At 73.2% G+C, this 25,707-nt stretch carries 21 protein-coding genes and 2 pseudogenes; 14 read left to right on the forward strand and 9 right to left on the reverse strand.

The window, feature by feature from the left end:
• Positions 1 to 21: 21 nt before the first annotated feature.
• Positions 22 to 1,239 carry a threonine synthase gene (locus tag O7626_RS04635; protein WP_278066053.1) on the reverse strand — a complete coding sequence of 406 codons (1,218 nt, stop codon included), beginning with the start codon at positions 1,237 to 1,239 and terminating at the stop codon, positions 22 to 24.
• 148 nt (positions 1,240 to 1,387) lie between these two features.
• Positions 1,388 to 2,606 (reverse strand): annotated as a pseudogene (locus O7626_RS04640) (DNA polymerase ligase N-terminal domain-containing protein).
• 129 nt (positions 2,607 to 2,735) lie between these two features.
• Between O7626_RS04640 and O7626_RS04645 the strand changes: the two are divergent.
• Together O7626_RS04645 and O7626_RS04650 are read left to right on the forward strand one after the other, a co-directional pair.
• A pseudogene (locus O7626_RS04645) lies at positions 2,736 to 3,467 on the forward strand (aldo/keto reductase).
• A 217-nt stretch (positions 3,468 to 3,684) separates the two neighbouring features.
• Positions 3,685 to 4,734 (forward strand): hypothetical protein, encoded by a 1,050-nt coding sequence (locus O7626_RS04650; protein WP_278059573.1) that lies wholly within the window; start codon positions 3,685 to 3,687, stop codon positions 4,732 to 4,734.
• 77 nt (positions 4,735 to 4,811) lie between these two features.
• Here the strand turns inward: O7626_RS04650 and O7626_RS04655 are convergent, their stop codons facing one another.
• Entirely contained in the window at positions 4,812 to 5,948 is a 1,137-nt protein-coding gene (locus O7626_RS04655) for a cellulose binding domain-containing protein (RefSeq protein ID WP_278059575.1), read from the reverse strand.
• Between the two features lie 262 nt (positions 5,949 to 6,210).
• On the reverse strand, positions 6,211 to 7,020 hold the full coding sequence (locus tag O7626_RS04660; RefSeq protein ID WP_278059577.1) for an IclR family transcriptional regulator: 810 nt from the start codon (positions 7,018 to 7,020) through the stop codon (positions 6,211 to 6,213).
• Positions 7,021 to 7,110: 90 nt separating this feature from the next.
• On the opposite strand from O7626_RS04660, the gene eda reads away from it, so the two are divergent.
• The 4 genes from eda (at position 7,111) to ctaD (ending at position 12,098) form a co-directional block, all read left to right on the forward strand.
• Positions 7,111 to 7,734 carry a bifunctional 4-hydroxy-2-oxoglutarate aldolase/2-dehydro-3-deoxy-phosphogluconate aldolase gene (gene eda, locus O7626_RS04665; RefSeq protein WP_278059580.1) on the forward strand — a complete coding sequence of 208 codons (624 nt, stop codon included), beginning with the start codon at positions 7,111 to 7,113 and terminating at the stop codon, positions 7,732 to 7,734.
• A 123-nt stretch (positions 7,735 to 7,857) separates the two neighbouring features.
• Complete coding sequence (locus O7626_RS04670) at positions 7,858 to 8,955, forward strand: sugar kinase (protein ID WP_278059582.1); 1,098 nt, start codon at positions 7,858 to 7,860, stop codon at positions 8,953 to 8,955.
• Between the two features lie 110 nt (positions 8,956 to 9,065).
• Positions 9,066 to 10,172, forward strand: coding sequence for an FAD-dependent monooxygenase (locus O7626_RS04675; RefSeq protein ID WP_278059584.1), 1,107 nt, complete (start codon positions 9,066 to 9,068; stop codon positions 10,170 to 10,172).
• A 165-nt stretch (positions 10,173 to 10,337) separates the two neighbouring features.
• Positions 10,338 to 12,098 carry a cytochrome c oxidase subunit I gene (gene ctaD / locus O7626_RS04680; RefSeq protein WP_278059586.1) on the forward strand — a complete coding sequence of 587 codons (1,761 nt, stop codon included), beginning with the start codon at positions 10,338 to 10,340 and terminating at the stop codon, positions 12,096 to 12,098.
• 139 nt (positions 12,099 to 12,237) lie between these two features.
• Here the strand turns inward: ctaD and O7626_RS04685 are convergent, their stop codons facing one another.
• The 4 genes from O7626_RS04685 to O7626_RS04700 all read right to left on the reverse strand — a co-directional run bounded on the left by O7626_RS04685 (position 12,238) and on the right by O7626_RS04700 (position 18,349).
• Positions 12,238 to 13,491, reverse strand: a complete 1,254-nt coding sequence (locus O7626_RS04685; RefSeq protein ID WP_278059588.1) for an MFS transporter — start codon at positions 13,489 to 13,491, stop codon at positions 12,238 to 12,240.
• A 67-nt stretch (positions 13,492 to 13,558) separates the two neighbouring features.
• Entirely contained in the window at positions 13,559 to 14,140 is a 582-nt protein-coding gene (locus O7626_RS04690) for an isochorismatase family protein (RefSeq protein ID WP_278059590.1), read from the reverse strand.
• A gap of 2 nt (positions 14,141 to 14,142) precedes the next feature.
• Positions 14,143 to 15,441: a nicotinate phosphoribosyltransferase gene (locus O7626_RS04695; protein WP_278059593.1), complete on the reverse strand. Its 1,299-nt coding sequence runs from the start codon at positions 15,439 to 15,441 to the stop codon at positions 14,143 to 14,145.
• A gap of 151 nt (positions 15,442 to 15,592) precedes the next feature.
• Positions 15,593 to 18,349, reverse strand: a complete 2,757-nt coding sequence (locus O7626_RS04700) for a LuxR C-terminal-related transcriptional regulator (RefSeq protein ID WP_347404750.1) — start codon at positions 18,347 to 18,349, stop codon at positions 15,593 to 15,595.
• Positions 18,350 to 18,500: 151 nt separating this feature from the next.
• On the opposite strand from O7626_RS04700, the gene O7626_RS04705 reads away from it, so the two are divergent.
• From O7626_RS04705 to O7626_RS04715, 3 genes are all read left to right on the forward strand, one after another.
• Complete coding sequence (locus O7626_RS04705) at positions 18,501 to 20,186, forward strand: hypothetical protein (RefSeq protein WP_278059597.1); 1,686 nt, start codon at positions 18,501 to 18,503, stop codon at positions 20,184 to 20,186.
• Between the two features lie 70 nt (positions 20,187 to 20,256).
• Positions 20,257 to 20,547, forward strand: coding sequence for an ATP-dependent Clp protease adapter ClpS (clpS, locus tag O7626_RS04710; protein ID WP_278059599.1), 291 nt, complete (start codon positions 20,257 to 20,259; stop codon positions 20,545 to 20,547).
• Entirely contained in the window at positions 20,523 to 21,044 is a 522-nt protein-coding gene (locus tag O7626_RS04715) for a DUF2017 domain-containing protein (protein ID WP_278059602.1), read from the forward strand. Before clpS ends, O7626_RS04715 begins: the two co-directional genes overlap by 25 nt.
• 38 nt (positions 21,045 to 21,082) lie before the next feature.
• Here the strand turns inward: O7626_RS04715 and O7626_RS04720 are convergent, their stop codons facing one another.
• A complete protein-coding gene (locus tag O7626_RS04720; RefSeq protein WP_278059604.1) occupies positions 21,083 to 21,943 on the reverse strand; it encodes an aldo/keto reductase in 861 nt (286 codons plus the stop codon).
• Positions 21,944 to 22,098: 155 nt separating this feature from the next.
• On the opposite strand from O7626_RS04720, the gene O7626_RS04725 reads away from it, so the two are divergent.
• From O7626_RS04725 to O7626_RS04745, 5 genes are all read left to right on the forward strand, one after another.
• Positions 22,099 to 22,587 (forward strand): M67 family metallopeptidase, encoded by a 489-nt coding sequence (locus tag O7626_RS04725; RefSeq protein ID WP_278059606.1) that lies wholly within the window; start codon positions 22,099 to 22,101, stop codon positions 22,585 to 22,587.
• Positions 22,588 to 22,657: 70 nt separating this feature from the next.
• Positions 22,658 to 23,035, forward strand: coding sequence for a MoaD/ThiS family protein (locus O7626_RS04730; protein WP_278059608.1), 378 nt, complete (start codon positions 22,658 to 22,660; stop codon positions 23,033 to 23,035).
• A 10-nt stretch (positions 23,036 to 23,045) separates the two neighbouring features.
• Positions 23,046 to 24,011, forward strand: coding sequence for a pyridoxal-phosphate dependent enzyme (locus O7626_RS04735; RefSeq protein ID WP_278059610.1), 966 nt, complete (start codon positions 23,046 to 23,048; stop codon positions 24,009 to 24,011).
• A 143-nt stretch (positions 24,012 to 24,154) separates the two neighbouring features.
• On the forward strand, positions 24,155 to 24,631 hold the full coding sequence (locus tag O7626_RS04740) for a hypothetical protein (RefSeq protein WP_278059612.1): 477 nt from the start codon (positions 24,155 to 24,157) through the stop codon (positions 24,629 to 24,631).
• Between the two features lie 279 nt (positions 24,632 to 24,910).
• Positions 24,911 to 25,657: an MBL fold metallo-hydrolase gene (locus tag O7626_RS04745; protein WP_278059614.1), complete on the forward strand. Its 747-nt coding sequence runs from the start codon at positions 24,911 to 24,913 to the stop codon at positions 25,655 to 25,657.
• The last annotated feature ends 50 nt before the right edge of the window (positions 25,658 to 25,707 follow it).

Genomic DNA, 25,707 nt, shown 5'->3' on the forward strand with positions numbered 1-25,707 from the left:
AGTGCCGGTACGCCGTCTTTGTCAACTTTCGGTCCACCCGGCCACCACCGGCAGGCTGTCCACGTCCACCGTCTCCGGGTACTTCAACCCGGCGCCGGTGTTCAGCACCACCACCCGCTCGTCGGCGCGGAGCCAGCCACCGGCCCGGAGCTGCCGTACGGCGCTGAGGCAGGCGGCGCCCTCCGGGCAGAGCAGCAGGCCCTCCCGGGCGCCGAACTCGTGCAGGTCGGCGAGGATCGCCTCGTCGTCGACGGCGACCGCCGTACCGGAGGTGTCCCGGAGCGCGCCGAGGACGAGTTCGTCGCCGAGCGGCGCCGGCACGTTGATGCCGAAGGCGACCGTCCAGGCGTCGGCCCACGGCTCCGCCCGGGGTGCCCCGGCACCGAAGGCGCGCACGATCGGGGCGCAGCCGGTGGACTGCACGGCGACCAGCCGGGGCAGGGTCTCGCCGATCCAGCCGAGCTCCCGCAGCTCGTGCAGTGCCTTGTGGATGCCGATCAGCCCCACCCCGCCGCCGGTCGGATAGACGATCACGTCCGGCACCTGCCAGCCGAGCTGCTCGACGATCTCGTACCCCATGGTCTTCTTGCCCTCCAGCCGGTACGGCTCCCGGAGGGTGCCCACGTCGAAGACCTCCCCGCCGGGGGAGCCGCCGCGCTCGGCGACCAACTGCCCGACGTACCGGCCGGCGTCGCCGATCAGGCCGTCGACGAGGTGCAGTTCCGCGCCGGCCGCCACGCACTCCCGACGGGTGATGGTGGGCGCACCGAGCGGCATCGCGATCGTCGCCCGCAGCCCGGCCCGAGCGGCGTAGCTGGCCCAGGCCGCGCCCGCGTTCCCGTTGGTCGGCATCGCCACGTGCCGGATGCCCAGCTCACGGGCCCGGGAGACGCCGACGGCCGCGCCCCGGGCCTTGAACGAGCCCGTCGGCACCAGCCCCTCGTCCTTGACCAGCAGCCCCGGTACGCCGACCGACTCGCCGTACCGGGCTGCCGGCAGCAGCGGGGTCCAGCCCTCGCCGAAGGTGGTGACGTGCCGGTCCTCGGCCACCGGCAGCAGTTCGCGGTAGCGCCACAGGTCGGCCGGGCGTCCCGCCAGCGCGGTCGGGTCCACCGCCTCGCGTACCCGGGCAAGGTCGTACCGGGCCAGCAGTGGCGAGCCGCACGGGCAGAGGTTCTGCGGGCGGTCGGCGGGATGGCTGCGGTCGCAGCGCGGGCAGTGCAGGTGGGTCAGGTACACGGCGGCGGCCTCCGGGACCTCGGTTTCCTCCATGATCCCTGCCGGGCGCCCAGCCGGCGAGGTAACGGCCGCACGCGGGGCGGATCAGCGGGGCGGATCAGCGGGGCGGATCAGCGGGTCCGATCAGTGGGCCGATCAGCGAGGCGGCTCAGTTGGGCCGATCATTGTCGACGGCGAGCCAACGGCGACTGCGCCGTCCCGGCAGGTAGCCGGCGTCCAGTCGCTTGGCCAGCACCCCGGGCAGGCCCTGCTCACGGCTGGCGTCGAGGGCGTACCGGCCGCCGCCGGGGAAGTACGGCGGGGTCTGCCAGTGCGGCCCGGACAGGGCCAGCCCGTCGAGGAGTTCCCGGCGCTGGGCGTACGGCAGGTCGAGGCTGCTCGTCCCGTCCAGCCAGAGCAGATCGAAGATCAGGTACTGGCTGCCGTCCCGTCCCGCGCTCCGTCGGCCGGCCGTCGGGGGCGCCGCCGGGCGTACCCGTCCGGACCGGTCGAAGTCGACGAGTTCGCCGTCGAGTACCGCCTCGACAGGTGCCAGCTCCTCGGCCAGCTCCCGCAACCGCGGGTACACCGACGTGAGGTCCTCGTCGTCGGCGGAGCGCAGCCGGAGCCGGCCGCCGGAGACGTACCCGATGGCCCGCAGGCCGTTCCAGCGCATCTCGTAACCCCAGGCCGGGTCGTCGGCCGGCAACACGTCCGCTGCCGCCGCGCGCATCGGGCTGACCCGGTCCGGCATCGACTGCCAGCCCGGCGGCGCCGGGTCCAACCGGCGGACCATCCAGTCCCGGTCCCCGCTGCCGGTGCCGCGCCGCCCACCGCCCCGGTCCGGCTCACCGCCCCGGCCGGCCCGGAACAGTACGTAGCGCCCGGAGACCCGCCCGCCGCGCAGCGTCACCAGCACCTCGTCGTCGCGCCACTTCTCGCAGCTGTAGTCGCCCCGGTCGAAGACCGTCATCCGCCCGCCGCCGTATTCGCCGGCCGGGATCTCGCCGGCGAACTCGAGGTACTCCAGCGGGTGGTCCTCGGTGTGCACGGCGAGGTGGCTGCGTCCGGGCTCGCGGGGCAGTCCGCGCGGCACCGCCCAGGAGGCGAGCACCCCGTCCCGCTCCAGTCGCAGGTCCCAGTGCAGCGCGCGGGGCGTGGTGCTGCTGGATCACGAACCGGCCCCCGGCCCGCCCTGCCGCCGGCCGCACCCCCGTCCCCGCCGCCGGCTCGGGGTCCTGGCCCGGCTCGGGGACCGGCTCCGACTCCGGCTCCGTCTCGGGCAACGACTCCGGCTCGGGCACCGACTCCGTCTCGGGCTCGGGCACCGGTTCGGGCGTGCGGGTCCGGTCGCGCTTGCGCCGGTACTCGTCCAGCCGGTCGGCCATGCGGCCATTCTGCGCCGATCCGGCGGCGCGCGCCGGATGCATGCTGCCGGCCTGTCCGGGTAGAACTTCGGCATGACCTCTGCGATCGACCAGCCCCGCGTGTCGTTGCCCGGCGACGTCCGGATGCCGATGGTCGGCTTCGGCACCTGGCAGCTGCGCGGCAGCCGGGCGTACGACGCTGTCCGGGAGGCGCTCGACGTCGGCTACCGGCACCTCGACACCGCCACCATGTACGGCAACGAGGCCGAGGTGGGCCGGGCGATCAGGGACAGCGGGGTGCCCCGGGAGGACGTCTTCGTCACCACCAAACTGCCGCCGGAGCGGGCCGGCCAGGAGCGGCGGACCATCGCGGAGAGCCTCGCCGCCCTGGAGACCGACTACGTCGACCTGTGGCTGATCCACTGGCCCCCGCCGTCGAGCCGCGCCAGCCTGGCGAGCTGACGGGAGCTGCTGGCCGTCCGGGACGAGGGGGCGGCCCGGACGGTCGGGGTGAGCAACTACGGCGCCGGCCAGCTCGACGCGCTCGTCGAGGCGACCGGGGAGGTTCCGGCGGTGAACCAGATCCGTTGGGGTCCGGCGCTGCACGACCCGGGCCGGCTCGACGAGCACCGGGAGCGCGGGGTGGTGCTGGAGGGGTACAGCCCGCTGAAGACCACCGACCTGACCGACCCGGTGCTCGGGGAGATCGCCGGGAGATACGGGGTCACCCCGGGCCAGGTGGTGCTCCGCTGGCACCTGGACCACGGCGTGGTGGTGATTCCCAAGTCGGGCACCCCGTCCCGGATCCGGGAGAACTTCGATCTCTTCGGCTTCTCGCTGACCGAGGACGAGTTGCGTCAGCTCGATGCGTTGGCCGGCTGAGCCCGGCCGGCAGGCGACCCGGCCGCTCGTCTCCTCCTGCCGCTGACCTGCCACTTCTCCTCCGGGCGCCGGGCGGTCCCGCTCGGGCCGCCGAGCCGGCGTCGGGCCGAGCGACTACCCTGACCGGCAACCGCCACCCGGGGCACCGCGCGTAGAGCGCCGTCCGGCACCCCGGGTCGTGCACCGGGTGCGTGGCGGTGCGAGGGGAGGCTGCGGGATGTACGACCAGCTGCTCGGCGGGGGCCTCGGGCCACCCGGCCCGGAGGAGAACGGGCCGGAGCCGGACTTCGTCACCTGGCTGGTCTATCTCGACCGGGCCGAGGACCAGGGCTGGCTCGCCTCGCTGGCCCACTGGTGGCACGACGAGGTGTGTCGGCTGCTGCTGCCGTTCGTCGGTCCGGCCGGCGCGGCGGCACCGGCCGTCTCGCTTACCGCGTTCGAGCAGGACGCCGCCGGGCGCGGGCGACGGCGCCGGCCGGCCCGCTGGGCGGACGGGCTCACCGAGGAGTGTGCCCAGCTCTCTGCCCGGTGGTTCGACGTCGCGCCGACCGCGATCGCGTCCGAGCTGGACGTCTTCCTGGCCCGGTTCGCCGGTCGGCGGCACGTCCGGTTGCAGATCTCGGTCGGCTTCGAGGGGCGCTCCGGCGGGTTGCCGCTGGTGCTGCCGGCCCTGGTCGAGCTGGCCCGGCTGGTCGGTGACGCGACCGATCCGGCGTACGGCGAGATCGTCGCCAACGCCGGCCTGCTGCCCCCGGCGACGATGCTGGACGCGGCGCTCGGCCGCTCCGCCGAGTCCTCGGCCGAGCAGTGCCGGAGCCGGCTGCGCGGCTACGAGTGGGTGACGCTCTGTCCCCGCGAGCTGGCGGCCACGCTCGGCGGGGCGGAGCGGCTCCGGGCCACCGGCGCCTTCGCCGAGGTGCGGCCGCTGCGGCACGGCGGACTGCTGCTCCTGGGCCACCGACGATCCGGCCGACTACCAGGCCGACCGGGTACGCGAGGTCTTCCGCGCCCTGGCCCCGGTGCTGCCACCCGGGCAACCGGGTGCGTTGCCCACCGTGCCGCCCGCCGGGTCGTCGATGCTGTCGGCGGTGCCCGGGGTGTTGGCCGGCGACCCGGGTGGGCACGACCTGAGCCGGGTGGTCCTCGCCGATCCGCGTGCGGCGCACCGGCAGCTTCCCGGCCAGCGCCTCGACCTCGACCTCGGCCCGGGACTCGCCACCCGCTGACGAGTTGCGGGTGCTCCTACCGCCCCTGCTGGAGGCGGTAGGAGCACCCGTGGTGGTGGTGCGTGCGCCCGGTAGGGGGCGGCTGGCTGGGAGTGCGTCAGGACGGAGCGGGTACGCCTCAGGCCCGGCTGCAGGCGGAGCCGTTCAGGTTGAACGACGTCGGCGACGAGTACGCGCCGCTGAGCGTGCCCTGGTAGCCGAACGATGCCGTACCGCCCGGTGCGATGGTGCCGTTCCAGCTGATGTTCCGGGCCGTCACCGCCGATCCGCTCTGCGTGACCGTGGCGTTCCAGGCCTGGCTGACCTGCTGACCCGAGGGCAGGTTGTAGGTCAGCGACCAGTTGTTGATCGTGCTGGAGCCGGTGTTGGTGATGGTGACCGAGGCGGTGAACCCGTTGTTCCAGGAGTTCGCCGTGTAGGCGACCCGGCAGGAGGCGCCGCCCGGCGGGTTGGTCGGCTGCCCGGTGGGCGGGTTGGTCGGCTGCGGGTTGCCGCCGCCGTTCACCGAGGCGGAGAACGAGTTGACCGCGAGGCCGGTGCCGCCGATCCACGGCTCGAAGCCGGCCTGGATGCTGGTCAGGTACCACGAGTTGGTGATCGCGCCCCGGTTGCGGGTGTCGTTGATGAAGTCCAGCACGCTGAAGTTCCAGCTGCTGATCGGGGACGACGAGACGTACGAGATGACGTTGTTGGAGCCGTTGCTCCCGCGCCACACCTCCCAGTTGCGCCCGCCGACCGTGCCGTTGCCGACCGGGGAGCCGATCGGCTGGATCGAGCCCTGCCGGTTGAACCAGATCATGATCTCCATCTGGTTGACGCCGTCCCGCTTCGGCGACGGGTCGAGCCAGATGTCGTAGGACGCGTTGTAGGTGGCGCCGCCGACGAAGTTGTAGCTGATGCTGCTGTTGGCACTGCTGATCTGGCTCACCTGCATCGGCAGGTTGGTCCCGGGCGAGCAGTTGGTGTAGTGGCAGCCGAGGAAGACCGACGGGTACGACACCGGGGCGCCGCTGGTGCTGCCCTGGCCGTCCTGCCGGGTGATGGAGAACCCGTTGTCGGTGACGTTGATGCACTGCTGGGCGGTGGTGCCCCAGCGGTTGTTCTGGACCACGTACCTGCCCTGGATGGTGGTCGAGCCGTACTGCTCACAGATCTGGACGTCGGCCTGGGCGGGACCGGCGGCGACGAGTACGGCGGCGGTGGCGCTGACCAGCAGGCCGGCGACCGCCGCGAAGGCGGGGACGGAACGTCTCATGATGCTCCTTGAACGTGGTGGGTCCGTGGAGTGGAAGTGGTGCGGTGCCGCGGGGTAACGGGCGTGCGGCGAGGGTGGTGATCCGAGGGAGCGCTCCCATGGCAGCTAGCACACATTTACATGCTTGAAATCGGAAAGCAACTGGGAGCGCGCCGGCCGGGGCCTTTCGTGGCGGTGGGCCCGGTTATGCCAGGTGCGCAGCCGGGCTGAACGGCGTACCGGAGCAGGAGGGCGACCGGCGGGGTCGCGCCGGCGGCCGGGTTCAGTCGCCGGCCAGCAGGGTGCGGGCGGCCCGCACCTGGCCGACCACGCCGTGCAGTGCGGCGACGATCCGTTCCTCGGCGCCCGCGTCCAGCCTGCTCGCGGGGACCGAGAGGCTGATCGCGTCCACCGCCGGGGTGTGCAGCGGCACCGCCATCGCGAAGCAGACGATCCCCTCGGTGTTCTCCTCGCGGTCCACCGCGTAACCCCGGTCCCGCACCGCGGCCAGTTCCGCGTGCAGCAGCTCGGGATCGGTGATGGTGTGCCGGGTGAGTGCCGGCAGCGGCCAGCTCAGCAGCCGGTCCACCGCCTCGTCGCCACGCTGGGCCAGCAGCACCTTGCCGAGCGCGGTGGCGTGCGCCGGCAGGTGCCGGCCGATCGCGCTGTAGAGGCGCAGCCGGTGCACCGACTCCCGCTTGGCCAGGTAGACGACGTGCGGCCCGTCCAGCCGGCCCAGGTGGACGGTCTCGCCGAACCGGCCGGCCAGCTCGTCGAGCATCCCGGCGAGCAGGCCGGTGGCGTCGTCCGCCTCCAGGTAGGCGGCACCGACCTGGAGGGCGCGTACGCCCAGCCCGAACCGGGTGCCGGTGGCGTCCGCCTCCACCCAGCCGCGCTGGATCATCGTGCGGAGCAGGCCGTGCAGGCTGCTCTTCGGGATCTCCAGCGCGCGGGCCAGCTCGACCAGGGAGCGGCGCTGCGGCGAGTCGGCCAGCGCCTCCAGCACGTCGAGGGTCCGGCCGGCCGACTTCACCGGCTGGAACGCCTGCGCCGCCGCCCCCGGCCCGGCGTCGCTGGCGGTACCCGTCGTCATGCCGGCCACTCTAGTCGGGTTGACAGCGTCCGGACAGACAGTAGGGTCGGGTATGTGACCAGCGTTCAAGGTGATGAACAGATAGCCGGGGTGACCGAGACAATCGCGGCGACCCGGATCCTGCCGGTCGTGGTCCTGGAAGACGCCTCCTCGGCGCCGGCGCTGGCCGCCGCGCTCACCGAGGGTGGCCTGCGGGCCATCGAGGTGACCTTCCGGACGGCGGCGGCGGCCGAGGCGATCCGGTTGATGGCCCAGCGGCCCGACCTGCTGGTCGGCGCCGGCACCGTGCTGACACCGGCCCAGGTCGACCAGGCCGCCGAGGCGGGCGCCCGGTTCGTGGTCAGCCCCGGTTTCTCCCCGGCGGTGGTGCGGCACTGCCAGGAGCGCGGCCTGCCGGTCTTCCCCGGCGCCGCCACCGCCACCGAGATCCAGCTGGCCCTGGACGCCGGGCTGGACACGGTCAAGTTCTTCCCGGCCGAGCAGCTCGGCGGGGTCGGCATGGTCAAGGCGCTGGCCGCACCGTTCCGGTCGGTCCGGTTCATCCCGACCGGCGGGGTGCACACCGGCAACCTGGCCGACTACCTGGCGCTGCCCGCCGTGCTCGCGGTCGGCGGCACCTGGATGGTCGCGCCCCAGCTGCTCGCCGAGGGCCGCTGGGACGAGGTCACCCGACTGACCGCCGCCGCCGTCGCGGCCAGCCGTCCCGCCGGCTGACCCGCCGTCCACGCTCGCGACCGATCCTCCCCGCCGGCCACCAACCGACCCGGACCGGACGTCGACCCGCACCGAACGGCGACCCGCACCGGACGTCGCCCCACCCGCTCGAAAGGTCCACCCATGTTGCCGATCCGACCCGCCGACGACTGCCGATTCGACCTCGTCTCGCTCGGCGAGGTGATGCTGCGGCTCGACCCCGGTGAGGGCCGGGTGCGCACCGCGCGGACCTTCCGGGCCTGGGAGGGCGGCGGCGAGTACAACGTCGCCCGGGGGCTGCGCCGGTGCTTCGGACTGCGTACCGCGCTGGTCAGCGCGTTCGCCGACAACGAGGTGGGCCGGCTGCTGGAGGACCTGGTCCTCACCGGTGGGGTGGACACCTCGTTCGTCAGGTGGGTGCCGTACGACGACATCGGCCGGAGCGTCCGCAACGGGCTCAACTTCACCGAGCGGGGCTTCGGGGTGCGCGGCGCCGTCGGCACCTCGGACCGGGGGCACACCGCGGCCAGCCAGCTCCGCCCGACCGACGTCGACTGGGACCACCTCTTCGGCACCCTCGGGGTGCGCTGGCTGCACACCGGGGGCATCTACGCGGCGCTCTCCGAGACCACCCCGGAGACCATCGAGGCCGCGATGGGCGCCGCGCGCCGGCACGGCACCCTGATCTCGTACGACCTGAACTACCGGCCCAGCCTCTGGAAGGCGGTCGGCGGGCAGAGCCGGGCGCAGGAGGTCAACCGGCGCCTCGCCCGGTACGTCGACGTGATGATCGGCAACGAGGAGGACTTCACCGCCTCGCTCGGCTTCGAGGTGCCGGACACCGACGCCTCGCTCGCCGAGCTGGAGGTGGCGAACTTCCAGCGGATGATCGAGGCGGTCACCAGGGAGTACGACAACTTCCGGGTGGTGGCGACCACGCTGCGCACCGTACGCAGCGCGACAGTCAACGACTGGGGGGCGATCGGCTGGTCCGCCGGCAGCGGATTCGTGCAGGCGACCCACCGGGCCGACCTGGAGATCCTGGACCGGGTCGGCGGCGGCGACAGTTTCGCCTCCGGGCTGATCTACCGGCTGCTGACCGGCGGAGACCTGGCCAGCGCGGTGGAGTACGGCGCGGCGCACGGCGCGCTGGCGATGACCACCCCGGGCGACACCTCGATGGCCAGCCTGAAGGAGGTCGAGGCGCTGGTCCGGGGAGCGGGTGCCCGGGTGCAGCGCTGAGCCGGTGACCGGATGAGCTGGGCACATCCGATCGGATCTTCCGCTGGGGCGATAGCGCGGAGTAGTGTCTTGCCTTCAACGCGTGTCGATCCCTCCGGAGGCGTCACCAGATGGCCGCATCCCAGCTGCGCGTTCTCGTCGTCGGTGCGGGGATCGCCGGCCTGGCGGTCGCGCGTACCCTCCGGCTGGCCGGGTTCCGGCCCGACGTGACCGAGCGGTCGTCCGGGCTCGACGCGCCCGAGATCGGCCTCTTCCTTCCCGGCAACGCCGAACGGGCGCTGCGGGAGATCGGGCTGGACGATCCGGTCCGGCCGTTCGGCCAGGTCATCCGCTGCCAGCGGTTCCTGGACGCGCAGGGCCGGGAACTCTGCGAGGTCGACCTCGACAAGCTCTGGTCGGGTGTCGGCGAGTGTCGCGGGCTGCCCCGTTCCGACCTGCACCGGGTGTTGCTCAGCGGAGCCGGCGGCGAGGTCCGGTACGACACCGAGGTCCGCGCCCTCCAGCTGCACCGGGACGCCGTCACGGTCACCTTCGGCGACGACAGCCAGCACGAGTACGACCTGGTGGTCGGTGCCGACGGACGGCGCTCGGCGATCCGGGCGCTGGCCGCGCTCGGCGGCCCGGCCCGGCCGGCGGGGCAGGTCGGCTATCGCAGCGTGGTCAGCGGCGGGCCGCCGCTGACCGAGTGGACCGGGCTGCTCGGCGAGCGGGCCGCGTTCGTGGCCGTGCCGATCGGTGCCGGCCGGCTGCACTGTTACGCCGACGAGGTCGGCAGCGTGGCGCCGGCCGACCCGCTGGCCCGGGTCCGGGAACTCTTCGCCGGGTACGGCGGCCCGGTGCCGGCCATCCTGGAGGCGATGGAACGGGTGCAGGTGACCCGGGCCGACGAGGTGGAACTGGGTGCGTGGTCCCGGGGCCGGGTGGTGCTCGTCGGCGACGCCGCGCACGCCACCGCGCCGACGCTGGCCCAGGGCGCCGCGATGGCCTGCGAGGACGCCCTGGTGCTGGCCCGTTGCCTGGCCCGGTCGGCGACCGTGCCCGAGGCGCTGTACGGCTACGAGTGCCGGCGCCGCCCCCGGATCAAGTGGGTGCTGGACCGGACCCGGGACCGGGACCGGACCCGGAACGTCCCCGCCCCGCTGCGCGACCCGCTGCTGCGGATCCGGGGCGGCAAGATCTTCCAGGAGCACTACCGTCTCCTCGTCGACCCGGCCTGACGGCCCGCTGACCCGAGCGTCGGGCGGCCTGGTGGAGTGGTCCCGGCGGGTCGGGGAGTACCCGAGGAGGGACCCGCCGCTGCCGGGGACTATTCTGCCTGCGAGGTACGGCTCGCAGATCAACAGCGCGTGCCGAGTGGGACTAACGAGAACCGGAGGCCACTCGTGACCACCGTCGCACCCAAGCCGATCGTGACCCGGCCCTGGCCGGTCCGCCAGCCGGTCAAGGGCTCGGCATTCACGCGGCTGCTGCGTACGACGGACGCGAAGCAGATCGGGATCATGTATATGGTCACCGCGTTCGCGTTCTTCATGATCGGTGGCCTGATGGCGCTGCTGATGCGCGCCGAGCTGGCCCGGCCGGGGCTCCAGTTCCTGTCGCCGGAGCAGTACAACCAGCTCTTCACCATGCACGGCACGATCATGCTGCTCTTCTTCGCTACGCCGATCGTCTTCGCGTTCGCGAACTTCGTGGTGCCGATCCAGATCGGCGCGCCGGACGTGTCGTTCCCCCGGCTGAACAGCTTCGCGTACTGGCTCTACCTGTTCGGCGGGACGCTGGCGATGGGCGGCTTCCTGACCCCCGGCGGGGCGGCCGACTTCGGCTGGTTCGCGTACACCCCGCTGAGCAACGTCGAGCACTCGCCCGGGGTCGGCGCGAACATGTGGATCGTCGGCCTGGCCATCTCCGGTCTGGGCACGATCCTCGGTGGCGTCAACATGATCACGACGATCCTGACGCTCCGGGCGCCCGGCATGACGATGTTCCGGATGCCGATCTTCACCTGGAACATCCTGGTCACCAGCCTCCTGGTGATCATGGTCTTCCCGCTGCTCGCGGCGGCCCTCTTCGCGCTCGCCGCGGACCGGATCCTCGGCGCGCACGTCTTCGACGCCGAGACCGGCGGGCCGATGCTCTGGCAGCACCTCTTCTGGTTCTTCGGGCACCCCGAGGTCTACATCGTCGCGCTGCCGTTCTTCGGCATCATCAGCGAGGTCATCCCGGTCTTCTCCCGCAAGCCGATCTTCGGCTACAAGGGCCTGGTCGGCGCCACCATCGCGATCGCGGCGCTCTCGATGAGCGTCTGGGCGCACCACATGTTCGCCACCGGCCAGGTGCTGCTGCCGTTCTTCTCGTTCCTGAGCTTCCTCATCGCCGTGCCGACCGGCATGAAGTTCTTCAACTGGATCGGCACGATGTGGCGGGGCCAGATCAGCTTCGAGAGCCCGATGCTCTGGTCGATCGGCTTCCTGGTCACCTTCCTCTTCGGCGGCCTCACCGGCGTACTGCTGGCCAGCCCGCCTGTCGACTTCCACGTCTCCGACTCGTACTTCGTGGTGGCGCACTTCCACTACGTGCTCTTCGGCACCATCGTCTTCGCCGTCTACGCCGGCATCTACTTCTGGTTCCCGAAGATGTTCGGCCGGATGCTGGACGAGCGACTCGGCAAGGTGCACTTCTGGCTGACCTTCATCGGCTTCCACACCACGTTCCTGGTGCAGCACTGGCTCGGCAACGAGGGCATGCCCCGGCGGTACGCCGACTACCAGGCGATCGACAACTTCACCACGCTGAACATGATCTCCACGATCGGTTCGTTCATCACCGGCATCTCGACCCTGCCGTTCCTCTACAACGTCTGGAAGTCGTACAAGGCCGGTCCGGTGGTCGAGGTCGAGGACCCGTGGGGGCACGGCAACTCGCTGGAGTGGGCGACCAGCTCCCCGCCGCCGCTGCGCAACTTCGACCGGATGCCCCGGATCCGCTCCGAGCGGCCGGCGTTCGACCACAAGTACCCGGAACTGGCTGCCGGCGGGCAGTCGCTGGCCGGCCCGCCCGAGGGTGGCGCCAAGCCGCTGACCAGCGAATCCGACCACGGCGCCAGCTATACCGAGGACACCGCCAGCAACGTCGACAAGCGGTAGTCCAGCCCGCCCGATCTCGCGGCCGGCACCAGGAGAACTCCGGTGCCGGCCGCAGGCACTCTCACGCTTCCGGCACTCTCACGCTCCCGGTCGGTCGCCTCGCGCTTCCGGTCGCTCGCGTTTTCGGCCGCAGGCGTCCTCACGCCTTCGTCGGAGTAGCCGGCCGGCCGGCTCCGGCGGCTCCGGGGGCCCCGGTGGCGTCGGCGGGGACCGGCCGTGCGGCCGCGGCGCGGCGGCGGCGCAGCTCGACGGGGAGCAGGGTCAGCCCGAGCAGCGTGCCGACCAGGCCGGTGGCGACGAACCCCCAGGCGGGTGCGGAGGCGTCCATCACCGCGCCGGCCAGTGGCGCGCCGAGGGCGAGCCCCACCGTGAGCGCCGAGTTCTGTAGACCCATCGCCTCACCCCGGGCCCCGGACGGGGCGAGCTGGCTCACCGCGTGCGAGGTGGCGGCCAGCGCCGGTGCGCAGAGCAGCCCGGCCGGGAGCAGGGCGAGGCAGAGCGTCCACCACTGCCGGCCGCCGAGTCCGACCGGTACCGTGCAGATCCCGAGCAGCACGACGATGGCCAGCGGCGGGGCCGGCCGGGTCAGCATGCCGTACGCGAAGCCGCCGACCAGGGAACAGACGGCCCAGACGGCTAGCACCAGCCCGGTCCAGTGCACCTGGTCGGCGTCACGCAGCACGGCCACCACGGCGACGTCGGTGCCGCCGAGCACCAGGGTGGCGGCGGCGGTGATCGCCAGCATCCCGACCAGCCGGGGCGTCAGCCACTCCCGGCGGGCCGGCGTGGCCCCGTGTGCCGCCGGCTCGCCACCGTCCCGGGTCGGCGGGTCGAGCCAGACCAGCGCCCCGCCCGCCAGCAGGATGCCGGCGCCGACCAGCAGCAGGGTGGCCCGGGGCGACACGCTGGTGGCCAGCAGCACCGCCACGGCCGGGCCGACCATGAAGGACAGCTCGACCCCCATCGAGTCCAGCGCGTACGCCGGCCGGCGCCGCTGCTCCGGCACCAGCGCGGCGATCGACTGCCGGACCACCGAGAAGACCGGCAGGGTCAGCAGCCCGGCAAGCAGCGCCCCGCCCAGCAGCACCGGGTACGGCATCAGCGGCGCGCCGAACCAGAACGCCGCCTCGGCGACGGTGGTCAGCACGAGTACCGGCCGGAGGCCCCGCCGGTCCACCAGCCGGCCCAGCACCGGGGCGGAGAGCGCGGAGCCGACCGTCATCGCCGCACCCCCCAGCCCGGCCGCCGCGTACCCGTGCCCGAGGTGCGTCACCACATAGAGGGTGAGCGCCAGCAGGGTCATCGTCTTGGGGATCCGGACCAGCAGGGCGAGCAGCATCAGGGACCGGACTCCGGGCAGCGCCAGCGTCTCCCGGTAGGGCGTGAGTGTCATCTCGGGCGGGTCACCTCCGGCCGCCATCCTGCCCGGCCGGTGTGACGTACCCGGTGGCGCCGCCGGCTCAGGTCCGGGGCGTACCCCGCAGGGTCACGCCGGCCTCCCGGAGCATGCCCAGCGCCGCGTCGGTGCTGCCCGGGTCCACCCCGGCGGTCAGGTCGAGCAGTACGGTGGTGGCGAAGCCGGACCGGGCGGCGTCCAGCGCGGTGGCCCGGACACAGTGGTCGGTGGCGATCCCGACCACCTCGACGCGGTCGACCGCCCGCTCCCGGAGCCAGTCCGCCAGCCCCTGCGCCCCCTCGGCCGGCTCGGTGGTCCCCTCGAATCCGGAGTACGCCGCCGCCCGCTCGCCCTTGCGGAACACCGCCTCGATCCGGTCGGTGGCCAGGTCCGGATGGAACTGCGAGCCCTCGGTGCCGGCGACGCAGTGCCGGGGCCAGGAGTCCACGTAGTCGGGCGGGTCACCGAAGTGCGCCCCCGGATCGACGTGGTAGTCCTTGGTCGCCACGACGTGCTCCCAGCGGTCCGGCTCGGCCGCCAGCAGCCGGGAGATCCCGGCCGCCACCCCGGCCCCGCCGGCCACGGCGAGGGAGCCGCCCTCGCAGAAGTCGTTCTGCACGTCGACGATGATCAGTGCTCGGCTCATGCTCACCCTTCCGGCTGGTCGGCGGCGACGACGGTGACCGGGACGGTCGGGTCGCCCGCCGAGAGCTTGAGTCCCTCCCACGGGATGGAGATCAGGCACTGCCGCAGGTGCTCCCGGGACTCGGCGAGGCTCGGCAGCGGTCCCGGCTCGCCGCCGGTGACGTACCGCCGCTGCAACGCCCGGTCGCCGGGGCGCGGCTCGGGCGCGCCCTGCGAGACGACGACCTCCTCGGTGGCGGTGCCGCTGGGCTTGTGCCGGCGGACGGCCGTCTTGCGCCCGCCGACCGTCGCCTTGTGCTCGGAGCGCTTCACCACCGGGCGGCCGTCCACCTCGACCAGCTTGTAGACCAGCCCGGCGGTCGGTGCGCCGGAGCCGGTCACCACGGCGGTGCCGGCGCCGTACATGTCGACCGGTTCGGCGGCGAGCGCCGCGATGGCGTACTCGTCGAGGTCGCCGGAAACGATGATCTTGGTCTCGGTGGCGCCGAGCGAGTCCAGGAGTTCCCGGGAGTGCTGGGCCAGCACGGCGAGGTCACCGGAGTCGATCCGCACCGCCCGCAGGTCGGGGCCGGCCACCGCGATCGCGTTCCGGATGCCCTGGGCGATGTCGTAGGTGTCGACGAGCAGCGTGGTGCTCTTGCCCTGCGCCGCGACCTGCGAGGCGAACGCGGCCGGCTCGTCGTCGTGCAGCAGGGTGAACGCGTGCGCGGCGGTGCCGGCGGTCGGTATCCGGTAGCGCTGCCCGGCGGCCAGGTTGGAGGTGTAGCCGAACCCGGCCAGGTAACTGGCCCGGGCGGCGGCCACCGCCGCCGCCTCGTTGGCCCGCCGGGACCCCATCTCGATCAGGGTACGACCACGGGCCGCCGTCACCATCCGGGCCGCCGCCGCCGCGATCGCCGCGTCGTGGTTGAGCACCGACAGCGTCAGCGTCTCCAACAGTACGCACTCGGCGAAGGTGCCGGAGACGGTCAGGATCGGCGAACCCGGGAAGTACAGCTCGCCCTCGGCGTAGCCGTCGATGTCGCCGCTGAACCGGTAGGTCGACAGCCATTCGGCGGTCGGCCGGTCCACCACCCCGGTCTGCTCGAGGAAGGCGATCTCCGCCTCGTCGAACCGGAAGTCGGCGAGCAGTTCGACAAGTCGCCCGGTGCCGGCGACCACGCCGTAGCGGCGGCCGGTCGGCAGCCGGCGGGTGAAGACCTCGAAGACGCAGTGCCGGTCGGCGGTGCCGTCGCGGAGGGCGGCGCTGACCATGGTCAACTCGTAGTGGTCGGTGAGCAACGCGGGGCGGGAACTGTGCACCAGGCCAGCCTAAGCGTGCCGCGCCGCCGCACACAGGCTGCTCCGCCCGGCCGAGCACGCCGCCCGGCCGAGCAGGCTCCGCAATGTCGCGCGGCGCCCGTTTCCGCGGCGCCCGTTTCCGCGCGGCGCCCGTTTCCGCGGGCCGCTCGGCTCAGCGGTCCGGCTCGCCCTCCTGCTCCGGTATCGCCTTCAACGCGGGCCACAGCTCGCCGCGCCCGGCCACCCCGAGCTTGTTGTAGACCCGCTGGAGGTGGTTCTCCACGGTCCTGGTGGAGATGTAGAGCTGCTCGGCGATGTTCCGGCTGGCCAGGCCCCGGGCGGCCAGCCTGGCGATCTGCCGTTCCCGGTCGGTCAGCGCCGGCTGGCGGACCGACAGCGCGGGTGTACGCAGCACGTCGCAGCGCCGGAGCAGCCCGGCCAGCCGCAGGTTCGCCTCGTGCGACCGGTTCGACCGGGCCGCCCGCAGCCTGGTCACCGCCCGGCTGGTCGCCTCGGCCGCGAAGACGTTGAGGCCGAGTTCGGCGAAACCGTCCGCGACCGCGAGCAACTGGTCGCCGGAGTGGCCGTACTCGGCCCGGGCGTGCCGGGCGACCAGCGCCGGCAGTGGGCCGTCGACCGTCTCGCTCAGCTCGGTCAGCCGCTGGGCGACGGTGCGCCGCCGGCCGGTGACGGTCGGCTCGCCGACCTCGATGTCGGCCCGGCCCAGCCGCACCAGGTCGTGCAGGGCCAGCACCTCGTGGCCGGCGAAGCCGTCCGCTTCGAGCCGGTGGACCAGCTCGCGGAGGGTGCCGACCGCGGTGGCGAGTTCACCGGTGGTGGCCTGCACGGTCGCCCGGGCCTGTTCGAGCCAGGGATAGAGCACGGCCATCCCGGAGGTCTGCGACCGGTCCGACTCGGCCATCGCCTCCATCGCCGAGGCGACGTCGCCGCGCATCGCCGCCGCCTGGGCCCGCTCCGCGTGTGCCAGCCCGGCGAAGACCCGGCTGGTGGCGAGGACCGCACAGGCGCCGAGGCTGGTCCGCAGCGCCTCGCCGGTCTGGCCGCGCAACCGGGCCGCCTGGGCCCGCAGGATCGAGAGGTAGCCGGAGCCGAGCCGGAAGTCGCCCGCGTCGGCCAGGTCGGCGAACTCGGCGGCGACGATCGCGTCGATCCCGGCCAGGTCACCGGCGAGTGCCAGCCGGGTGCCCCGGGCCAGCTCCAGGGCAAGTTGCAGGTAGGGCATCTCGGCACGCCACTGCGCGGCCTCGGCGGCCACCCCGTCGACGGCCCGGCCGCTGAGCGTCAGCTCGCCCCGGGCGGCCTGTAGATGCGCGATGGTGCACCGGGCCAGGCCCCGGGCGGCGACCGTGGCGGCCGGCCGGTCGAGCACCGAGCGGCTCAGCCGCAGCGCCTCGGCGCACTCCAGCCGGTGCAGCCGCATGATCGCCTCGAAGGCGACCACCCGGGCCCGGTCGGCCGGGTCGGTCAGCCGTTCCGCGTCCGCCGCGATCTCGGCCACCGTGGACTCCCGGTCGAGTCCCCAGTACGACACCATCCCGCGTACGGTCAGCCACCGGCTGCGCCGCTCGTCCGAGGAGATCTGGTCGGCGACCGAGTCGAGTACCCGGATCGCCTCCTCGGCCTGGTCGCCGAACATCAGGATGGTGGCCAGCAACTCCGCCGCCTGGTAGCCGCCACCGGCCTCCAGCGCGGCCCGGGCCAGCCTGGCGGCGAGCGGTACGTCGAACTGGCTGAACGCCTGGCCGCCGGCGCGCAGCAGCAGCGCCGGGTCCTGCGCGGTGCCGGAGTCCAGCCGCCACACCGCCACCCGGAGCAGGTCGTCGCGGCGCCGGGTGCCGGCCTGCTCGACCAGCTCGGCGAGGTGGGCGTTGAGCCGGCGGGCCCGGGTCACCGGGCACCGGCGCCGGACCACCTCGCCGTAGAGCGGATGGGCGAGCCGGACGTCCGAGCGGCGGTCGTGCACGTCGACCCGGATCAGGCCGCGTTCCTCGGCGGTCTCCACACTGGAGCTGTCGGTGGCCCGGTGCAGCAGGGTCAGCCCGATCGGCTCGCCCATCGCGACCAGCTCGACGACCGCGCGTACCCCCGGGTCGAGCTGGCCGATCCGGGCGTCGATCAGTTTGTCCAGGCTGGGCGAGAGCTGGCTGCGGCCGGTCCAGCGCCAGACGCCGTACGTCCGGGTCAGTTCGTCGCTGGCGTGTGCCGCGATCACCAGTTCCCGGAGCATCAGGGCGTTGCCGGCGGAGAGCCGGTACAGCCGGTCCGCCGACGGCGCGTCCATCGGGTCGCCGAGCATCGCGGTGAGCAGTTCGTTGCTGTCGGCCTCGGTCAGCGGGCCCAGCTCGGCGTGGTCGACCAGGTCGTCCGTCCACAGCGCGCGGATCGGCAGCGGCACCGCCTCGCCGCTGCGCAGCGTGCCGAGCACCGTCGCGTTGTCGGAGCGTGCGATCAGATAGACCAGGGCGGCCGAGGAGGGGTCGAGCAGGTGCGCGTCGTCGATGCCGATCACGATCCGCCGACCGGCGGCCTGCTGGTGCAGCGCGTCGACGGCCCAGCGCATGACGCCGGCCGGGGTGAGGCCGGCGGGCTGGTCCGCCGGGAGCACCTGGGCGAGGCCGCCGAACGGGATGCCGGCGGTGGCGATGTTGGCGGAGGCGGACCAGACGGCGCAGTCCTGTGCGGCCAGCCCGGCCAGCGCCTCGGCGAGCAGCCGGCTCTTGCCGACTCCGGCGGTGCCGCTGAAGAAGATTCCTCGGCTTCCCGGACTGGTGGCGGCGCTCACCAACCGGCTGAGTTCATCCGTTCGACCAACGAAGCCCCACCGCCTCATCGGGGCAGCATATAGACCGGATGCCATCCGCGCGCGCCTGGTGACTGAACGAATTTGAGTAGCTCGCCGGCCATCCATGAGTATCGTTGGTGCTCGTAGTGTGCGGGCATCGACACGTAGCGTTCCGATATTCGGCGGGCTCCTGCCGCCACCACCACCTGTCGATCCCCGACGACGGCTGCGGTGCCGACCACGGCAGCCGCCGGCAGTGGTGCCGACGACGGCAGTGGTGCCGACCACGACGGTGGTCCGCCGACGGCAGCGGTCCCGGCCGGAACGTTCCGGCCGCTGGGAGGTGGACACCGCGATGGAGTTCCGCTCGCTCCCCGTCTCCGGGCCGCCGGGCAGCTCCGGCACCCGGACGCCCCGCCGTGGCTGCGGCGACGAGCCGGCGCTGGTCGAGCCCCCGCCGCACGAACCGCTCGCCGTGATCACGGTCGGGCCGTCGGCCGAAGACCGCCGCGCCGTGCTCGCCGGACTGCTCGGGCCCGCCGCCCCGCCGCTGCGGGTACCGCCGGGCAGCTTCCTGGTGGTCGACCACGCGCCGACGCCGGGTGGCGCCGCCTACGTACCCGGGCTGCGCTCTCCCCGGGAGTACCGGCCGGAGCCGGTCGGCGCCGGCCCGGCGCTGGCCCGTCCGCCGCGCCGGGTCGAGCTGACCGTGCCGGACCCGCTGCTGCGGCACTTCACCCTGGTCGACGCGCCGGACACCGGCACCCTCGGTGTGGCCGGCGGCCGGGTGGTCCGCGACGCCGTCCGCCGGGGTGGCGCGCTGCTCTACGTCCTCCCCGCCGACCAGCCGGTCGCCGCCACCGAGCTGGACCTGCTCGCCGAGGTGGCGGAGGAGACCGCCGTGTTCCTGGTCGGCACCCCGGGCACCGCCCACCCCCGGTCCGCCGGGCCGGACCCCGCCGCCCGCACCCGCAGCACCGACGGTCCGGCACCGCCGTCCGACGCCGAGGGTGTGGAACGGCCGTCCGACGCGGAACCGCCGTCCGACGCCGAGGATGCGGAACCATCACCGGCCGAGCACGGTCCGGAGAGCTGGCTGGAGGCACGCCGCGCCACCCTGGTGGCGGCGGTGCCCGCGCTCGCCGGGGTGGACTGGATCGACCTCGACCCGGCCGCCGCCGACACCGCGTACCTGCGCCGGGCGCTCATCGACTGGGCCAGTGCCGAGGGACTGCGCCGGGCCAGCCTCACCTCGCCGGTGCCGCCCGGGGCCACCCGGGCAGTGCCGGTGGCACCGGCCGCCCGGACCTCGGACTGGGCCGAGCGGCTGGACCGGCGTTCCCGGGAACTGGCGCACCGGCTCCGCCAGGACATCGCGCTGGAGATCGCCGCCATCCACCTGCGCTGCGTGCGGGAGGTGGTCGGCGACGCCGGCGTACCGGGGCTGCCCGGCCTGCTTGACCGGGAGGTCGAGGCGCTCTCCCTGGAGGTGGTGGCGAGCTGCGACGCGGGTGTCGACAAGCTCCTGGCCGAGTCGCTCGCCCGGGTCTTCGGCGAGGTGCCCGACGAGGGCGTACGGCTGCGTGCCGCCGCGGCGGTCGGCTGGGGGCTCGCCGCCGACCGGGGCGCCCGGGACTTCGACCGGGTACTCCTGATCCGGGAGACCGGTGAGGTCGAGACGGTGTACGGGCTCGGCGCGGTCGCCATGCTCGCCGGCTATCCGGGCGGTACCGGCGGAGCCATCCTGCCGCCGCTCGGGGTCGGCCTCTCCGGCGGCTGCTACCAGTACTGGCGCCGCCCGTTCCGGGCCGATCCGATCCGGGCCCGGTCCTGGCTGCGCCAGGCGCTGCGGGGGACCGAGCTGGAGCTGTGCCGCCAGGTGTCCCGGCGGTTCGAGGCGATCGCCGGGTCGCTTGCCGGCGTGCTGGCCGAGGCGGTCCGGCACGGCCGGCTACTCGCCTGAGCGATCCGTCGCCGGGCCGGGCGGCGCTCCGGTTCCTCGCTTCCCGGTCGGCGGTGGCACGATGGGGGGCATGGCCGCTCCACAGGTTGCACCGGTCGACGCGCCGGACACCGACGAGGTGCCGGTCGCCGACCGGGCATGGGTGACGATCGTCTGGGACGACCCGGTCAACCTGATGTCGTACGTGACGTGGGTGTTCCAGAAACTGTTCGGCTACAGCCACGAGAAGGCCGAGAAACTGATGCTCGACGTGCACCACAAGGGCAAGGCGGTGGTGTCCAGCGGCGCCCGCGAGCGGATGGAGCACGACGCATCCCAGCTGCACGCGTACGGGCTGTGGGCGACGGTGGACCGGGCGTGAGCACGTTCCGTCGACAGGGCGAGCACTGCGTCGCCACCTTCGGCACCGACGAGGTACGGGTGCTCCGCAAGGTCGCCTCCGAGGTGGTGGGCCTGCTCACGGATGGCTTCGACCACTCCGACCCGGTGGTCGGGCGGCTCTTCCCGGACACCTATCCGGAGAGCCCGGGTGACTCGGCCGAGTTCCGGCAGTACACCGAGGGTGACCTGAAGACCGGCAAGATCGACCAGGCGGGTGCGGTACTCGCCGCGCTGCCGCCGCCCACCGGCGGCGAGGTACGCCTCGACGCGGAGGCGGCCGAGGCGTGGCTGCGGGCGTTGAACGACGCCCGGCTGGCGATGGGCGTACGCCTGGACATCTCCGCCGACACCGACCTCGGCGACGAGCTGGACGACGCGGTGCTGCACGACCCGACCTCGACCCGCGCCTTCCAGCTCTCCATCTACGCCTACCTCGGCTACCTCCAGGAGTCCCTGCTCACCGCCCTGGTCGACTGAACAGCCCTTCCGTCCCGACCGACCAGCACGCCGGCGGCTCAGGCCGCGTCGAGTGCGGCCAGCTCGTCGGGGTCGAGCTGGAGTTCGGTGGCGGCCGCCGAGTCCCGGATCGTCTCCGGCCGGCTCGATCCGGGGATCGGGAGCACCCGTGGCGACCTGGCCAGCAGCCAGGCCAGGCAGACCTGCTGCGGGCTGACGCCCCGGGCGGCGGCGACCTCGGCGAACGGCGCGAACCGGCTGCCCAGCTCGCCGGCCCGGGCGATCCCGCCCAGCGGGGACCAGGGCAGGAAGGCCAGGTCCAGCTCGTCGCAGAGTGCCAGCTCCGGCTCGGAGCCGCGGAACGCCGGCGAGTACTGGTTCTGCACCGAGACCAGGCGGTCGCCGAGGATCTCCCGGGCCTGCCGGATCTGCTCCGGGTTGGCGTTGGAGATGCCGGCCATCCGGACCTTGCCGGCGTCGACCAGCTCCCGGATCGTCCCGATCGAGTCGGCGTACGGGACCCGGGGGTCGGGGCGGTGGTGCTGGTAGAGCCCGATCGCCTCCACCCCGAGCCGCTTGCACGACGCCTCGCAGGCGCTCCTGAGGTATTCCGGTGAGCTGTTCACGGTCCAGCTCCCGTCGCCGGGGCGCAGGTGCCCGCCCTTGGTGGCGACCAGTACCCCGGAGGTGTCCCCGCCGTAGCTGGCCAGCGCCCGGGCGATCAGCGATTCGTTGTGCCCCACCTCGTCCGCGTGCAGGTGGTATGCGTCGGCGGTGTCGATCAGGGCGACACCGGCGTCCAGCGCGGCGTGGATGGTGCGGATCGACCGCTCCTCGTCGGGGCGGCCCTCGATCGACATCGGCATGCCGCCGAGACCGATGGCGCTCACCTCGGTGTTTCCGATGCGGCGGAACTTCATCGCACTGCCTCCTCGCAGTCGCCTGTCTCTCCTCTTTCCGCCTCTTTCTGCCACACGCCGGCCCCGTCCGCCCGGTCGGGGCACGTGAGGTCGGCCACTCCCGCCGGCCGGGATCGACCGCTCCGGGTCGGCCGGACAGGCGGTAGGCTGGGCCTGTGCTGAGCATCGACCGGTCGATAGTCGAGGCGATCGTTGCGCACGCCCGCCGGGACCACCCGGACGAGGCGTGCGGCGTGGTCGCCGGCCCGGCCGGCGCCGACACCCCGACCCGGCACATCCCGATGGTGAACGCCGCACGCTCGATGACGTTCTACGAGTTCGACTCGATGGAGCAGTTGCGGGTCTGGCGGGAGATGGACGATCGCGACGAGGAGCCGGTGGTCATCTACCACTCGCACACCGCGACCGAGCCCTATCCGTCCCGCACCGACATCTCGTTCGCCGGTGAGCCGGGCGCGCACTACCTGCTGGTCGCCACGCGTGACCCGGAGACCGCGGAGATCCGGTCGTTCCGGATCGTGGACGGGGTGGTGACCGAGGAGCCGGTCCGGGTCGTCGACGCCACGGTGGATCCGAACGCCGTGCAGTCGTACATGTTCGGGCAGAGCCCGGCGACGGTCGACTACGAGTGTTCCGGCCGCTGACTCCACAGCTCAGCAGCCGTTGTCGTAGTCCGTTCCGCACTCCGTCGTTCTCCCAAGGAGCACCCAAGTCATGGCTATCGAGGTTCGCATTCCGACCATCCTGCGCAGCTACACCGGCGGCGCCAAGGTCGTCGAGGGGGCCGGCGACTCGCTCAACGACCTGCTGTCCGACCTGGACGGCAAGTACTCCGGCCTGCGTGGCCGGCTGGTCACCGAGCAGGGCGCGTTGCACCGCTTCGTCAACGTCTACGTCAACGACGAGGACGTCCGCTTCCTCGGCGCGCTGGACGCCAAGCTCTCCGACGGCGACACCGTCACCATCCTGCCGGCGGTGGCCGGCGGCGCGTTCGGCTTCGCGGCGGCAGCCGCGATCATCGGACACAGTGCGGCGGCAGCCCCGAGCCTCGGGCGCGGCGCGGCGGTGCCGGCCCCGGCCGCCGCGGGCTGAGGCGGCCGCGATGACGCGGTACGACAGCCTGCTCGACGCGTGCGGCGGAACTCCGCTGGTGGGGCTGCCCCGCCTGTCGCCGACGGTGCCCGACGGGGCACCGCCGGTGCGGCTCTGGGCGAAGCTGGAGGACCGGAACCCGACCGGCAGCGTCAAGGACCGGCCGGCGATGTTCATGGTCCGCGAGGCCGAGCGGGCCGGCCGGCTCCGCCCGGGTGACACCATCCTCGAACCGACCAGTGGCAACACCGGGATCTCGCTGGCGATGGTGGCGAAGCTGCGGGGCTACCGGCTGGTCTGCGTGATGCCGGAGAACGTCTCGGCGGAGCGGGTGCAACTGCTCCGGATGTACGGTGCGGAGATCATCTTCTCGCCGGCGGCCGGTGGCTCGAACCAGGCGGTGGCGACGGCGAAGCAGATCGCCGCCGAGCACCCGGACTGGGTGATGCTCTACCAGTACGGCAACGCCGGCAACGCGCGGGCGCACTACGAGACCACCGGTCCGGAGCTGCTGCACGACCTGCCCACCATCACGCACTTCGTGGCCGGGCTCGGCACCACCGGCACCCTGATGGGGACCGGCCGCTACCTGCGGGAGAAGGTCGACGAGATCGAGATCGTCGCCGCCGAGCCCCGGTACGGCGAACTCGTCTACGGGCTGCGCAACATCGACGAGGGCTACGTCCCCGAGCTGTACGACGCCACCGTGCTGACCCGGCGCTTCTCGGTCGGCACCCGGGACGCCGTACTCCGCACCCGGCAGCTCGTCGAGGTGGAGGGGATCTTCGCCGGCTTCTCCACCGGGGCGATCCTGCACGCCGCGCTCGCCGTGGCGCACGAGGCGGTCAAGGCCGGCCGCCGGGCCGACGTCGCGTTCCTGGTCGCCGACGGCGGCTGGAAATACCTGTCGACCGGTGCCTACGGCGGCACCCTCGCCGACGCCGAGGACGCCCTGGACGGGCAGCTCTGGGCGTGACCGACTGATCCCGGCCGGCCGGATCGGGGCGGACGAACCGCTCCGGCCCGGCCGGCGGGGTTCCGGCCGCTGTTGTCGTACCCGGCTGGTCTGATGTCCCAGGCCGACCGCGAGGGGCGCGCGAGGCCGGCGGGGAGGTCTCGGTGGGCGTGCTCTACGACTACTTCCGGGCGCCGGGCGACGACGCCGTGCGGGCGCTGATGGCCGCGACCGGAGGATGCTCGCCGGACCCGACGGCACATCCGTGGACGGATGTGTTGGCCCTGAAGGGCCTCGATCCGATGGTCGTCCTCGGCCGGCTGGTCGGGTTCGTCCTCGAAGAGCCGTGGCAGCCGGACCTGGTGCCGGCCGACCTGGTCTGGCCGGCACCGGAGCAGACGGACGGCGGCGACCGCGACGGCCCGTGGGTGCTGACCGTGGGGGAGCGGGCGCGGGACGCTCTGGCCGGGGTGACCGCCGAGCGGGTGCCGGGGCTGGCCGTCCAGTGGATCGGCATCGAGGAGTTGCGCGACTTCGGGCCCGACCTGGAGATGGCGGAGTCGGTCCTCACCGATCTGGCCGGGCTGGCCCGGGCGGCCCGGTCCGAGGGCGACAGTCTCTACTGCTGGTGCTGCCTCTGACGGCGGTGACCGAGGTTGCTCGGCGGACCGGCCGCAGCCTGATACCGACATGCCCACCGAAGGTGACGGAACGTAACGGTAGGGCCGATTGCGGCGTCTGGCCCGTACCGGGAGGGGTCGCCCGGACCGGATGTCACGTTGGCGACAACTGAGTGCAGATCTTTCTTGTGCCCAGGTGTCGCGGCGTAGGCTGCGCACCGTGACAGACCTTCCGGCATTGATCATCGACCTGTTGGTCGGCGGGCTGTCCGTGACCATCAGTAATGGCGGGACGACTTGATGCGATTGACCATTCTCGGCTGCGCGGGCAGTTTTCCGGGCCCCGAATCGGCCTGTTCCGCCTATCTGGTCGAGGCCGACGGCTTCCGCCTGCTGCTCGACTTCGGCTCCGGTTCGCTCTCCGCCCTCCAGCGCTACGTCGGGCTCAAGGCGGTCGACGCGATCCTGCTGACCCACCTGCACGGCGACCACATCCTCGACGCGATCCCCTACATCGTGGTGCGCCGGTACGCCCCGGACGGCCCCTACCCAGCCCTCCCGGTGTACGCCCCGAGCGGCGCACCGGACCGGCTGGCCAGCGCGTACAGCCTGGACGAGGGGGTGCTGGACGACGTCTACACCTTCTACGGCCTGCAACCCGGGACGTTTCCGATCGGGCCGTTCTCGGTCACCGTCGACCGGGTCAACCATCCGGTGGAGACCTACGGGGTCCGGCTGGAGCACGGTGGCCGATCCCTCTGCTACTCCTCCGACACCGCCCCCTGCGAGTCGCTGCTCCGGCTGGCCCACCGCGCCGACATCTTCCTCTGCGAGGCCAGCTATCTGGACGGGGTGGAGAACCCGCCGGACCTGCACCTGACCGGGCGCGAGGCGGGCGAGATCGCCACCAAGGCGGAGGTCGGCCGGCTGCTCCTGACCCACCTGGTCGCCGCCTGGGGCAGCGAGGCGGTGACCCACGAGGCGGCCCTGGGCGCGTTCGCCGGCCCGGTCGAGATCGTCCGTCCAGGCGCCCGCTACGACATCTAGCTCCGCCGCCGGCGGATCGGCGAACCCCCGCCGGATCGGCGAACCCGTCG

The sequence above is a fragment of the Micromonospora sp. WMMD1102 genome, from assembly GCF_029626265.1.
Classification (GTDB): domain Bacteria; phylum Actinomycetota; class Actinomycetes; order Mycobacteriales; family Micromonosporaceae; genus Plantactinospora.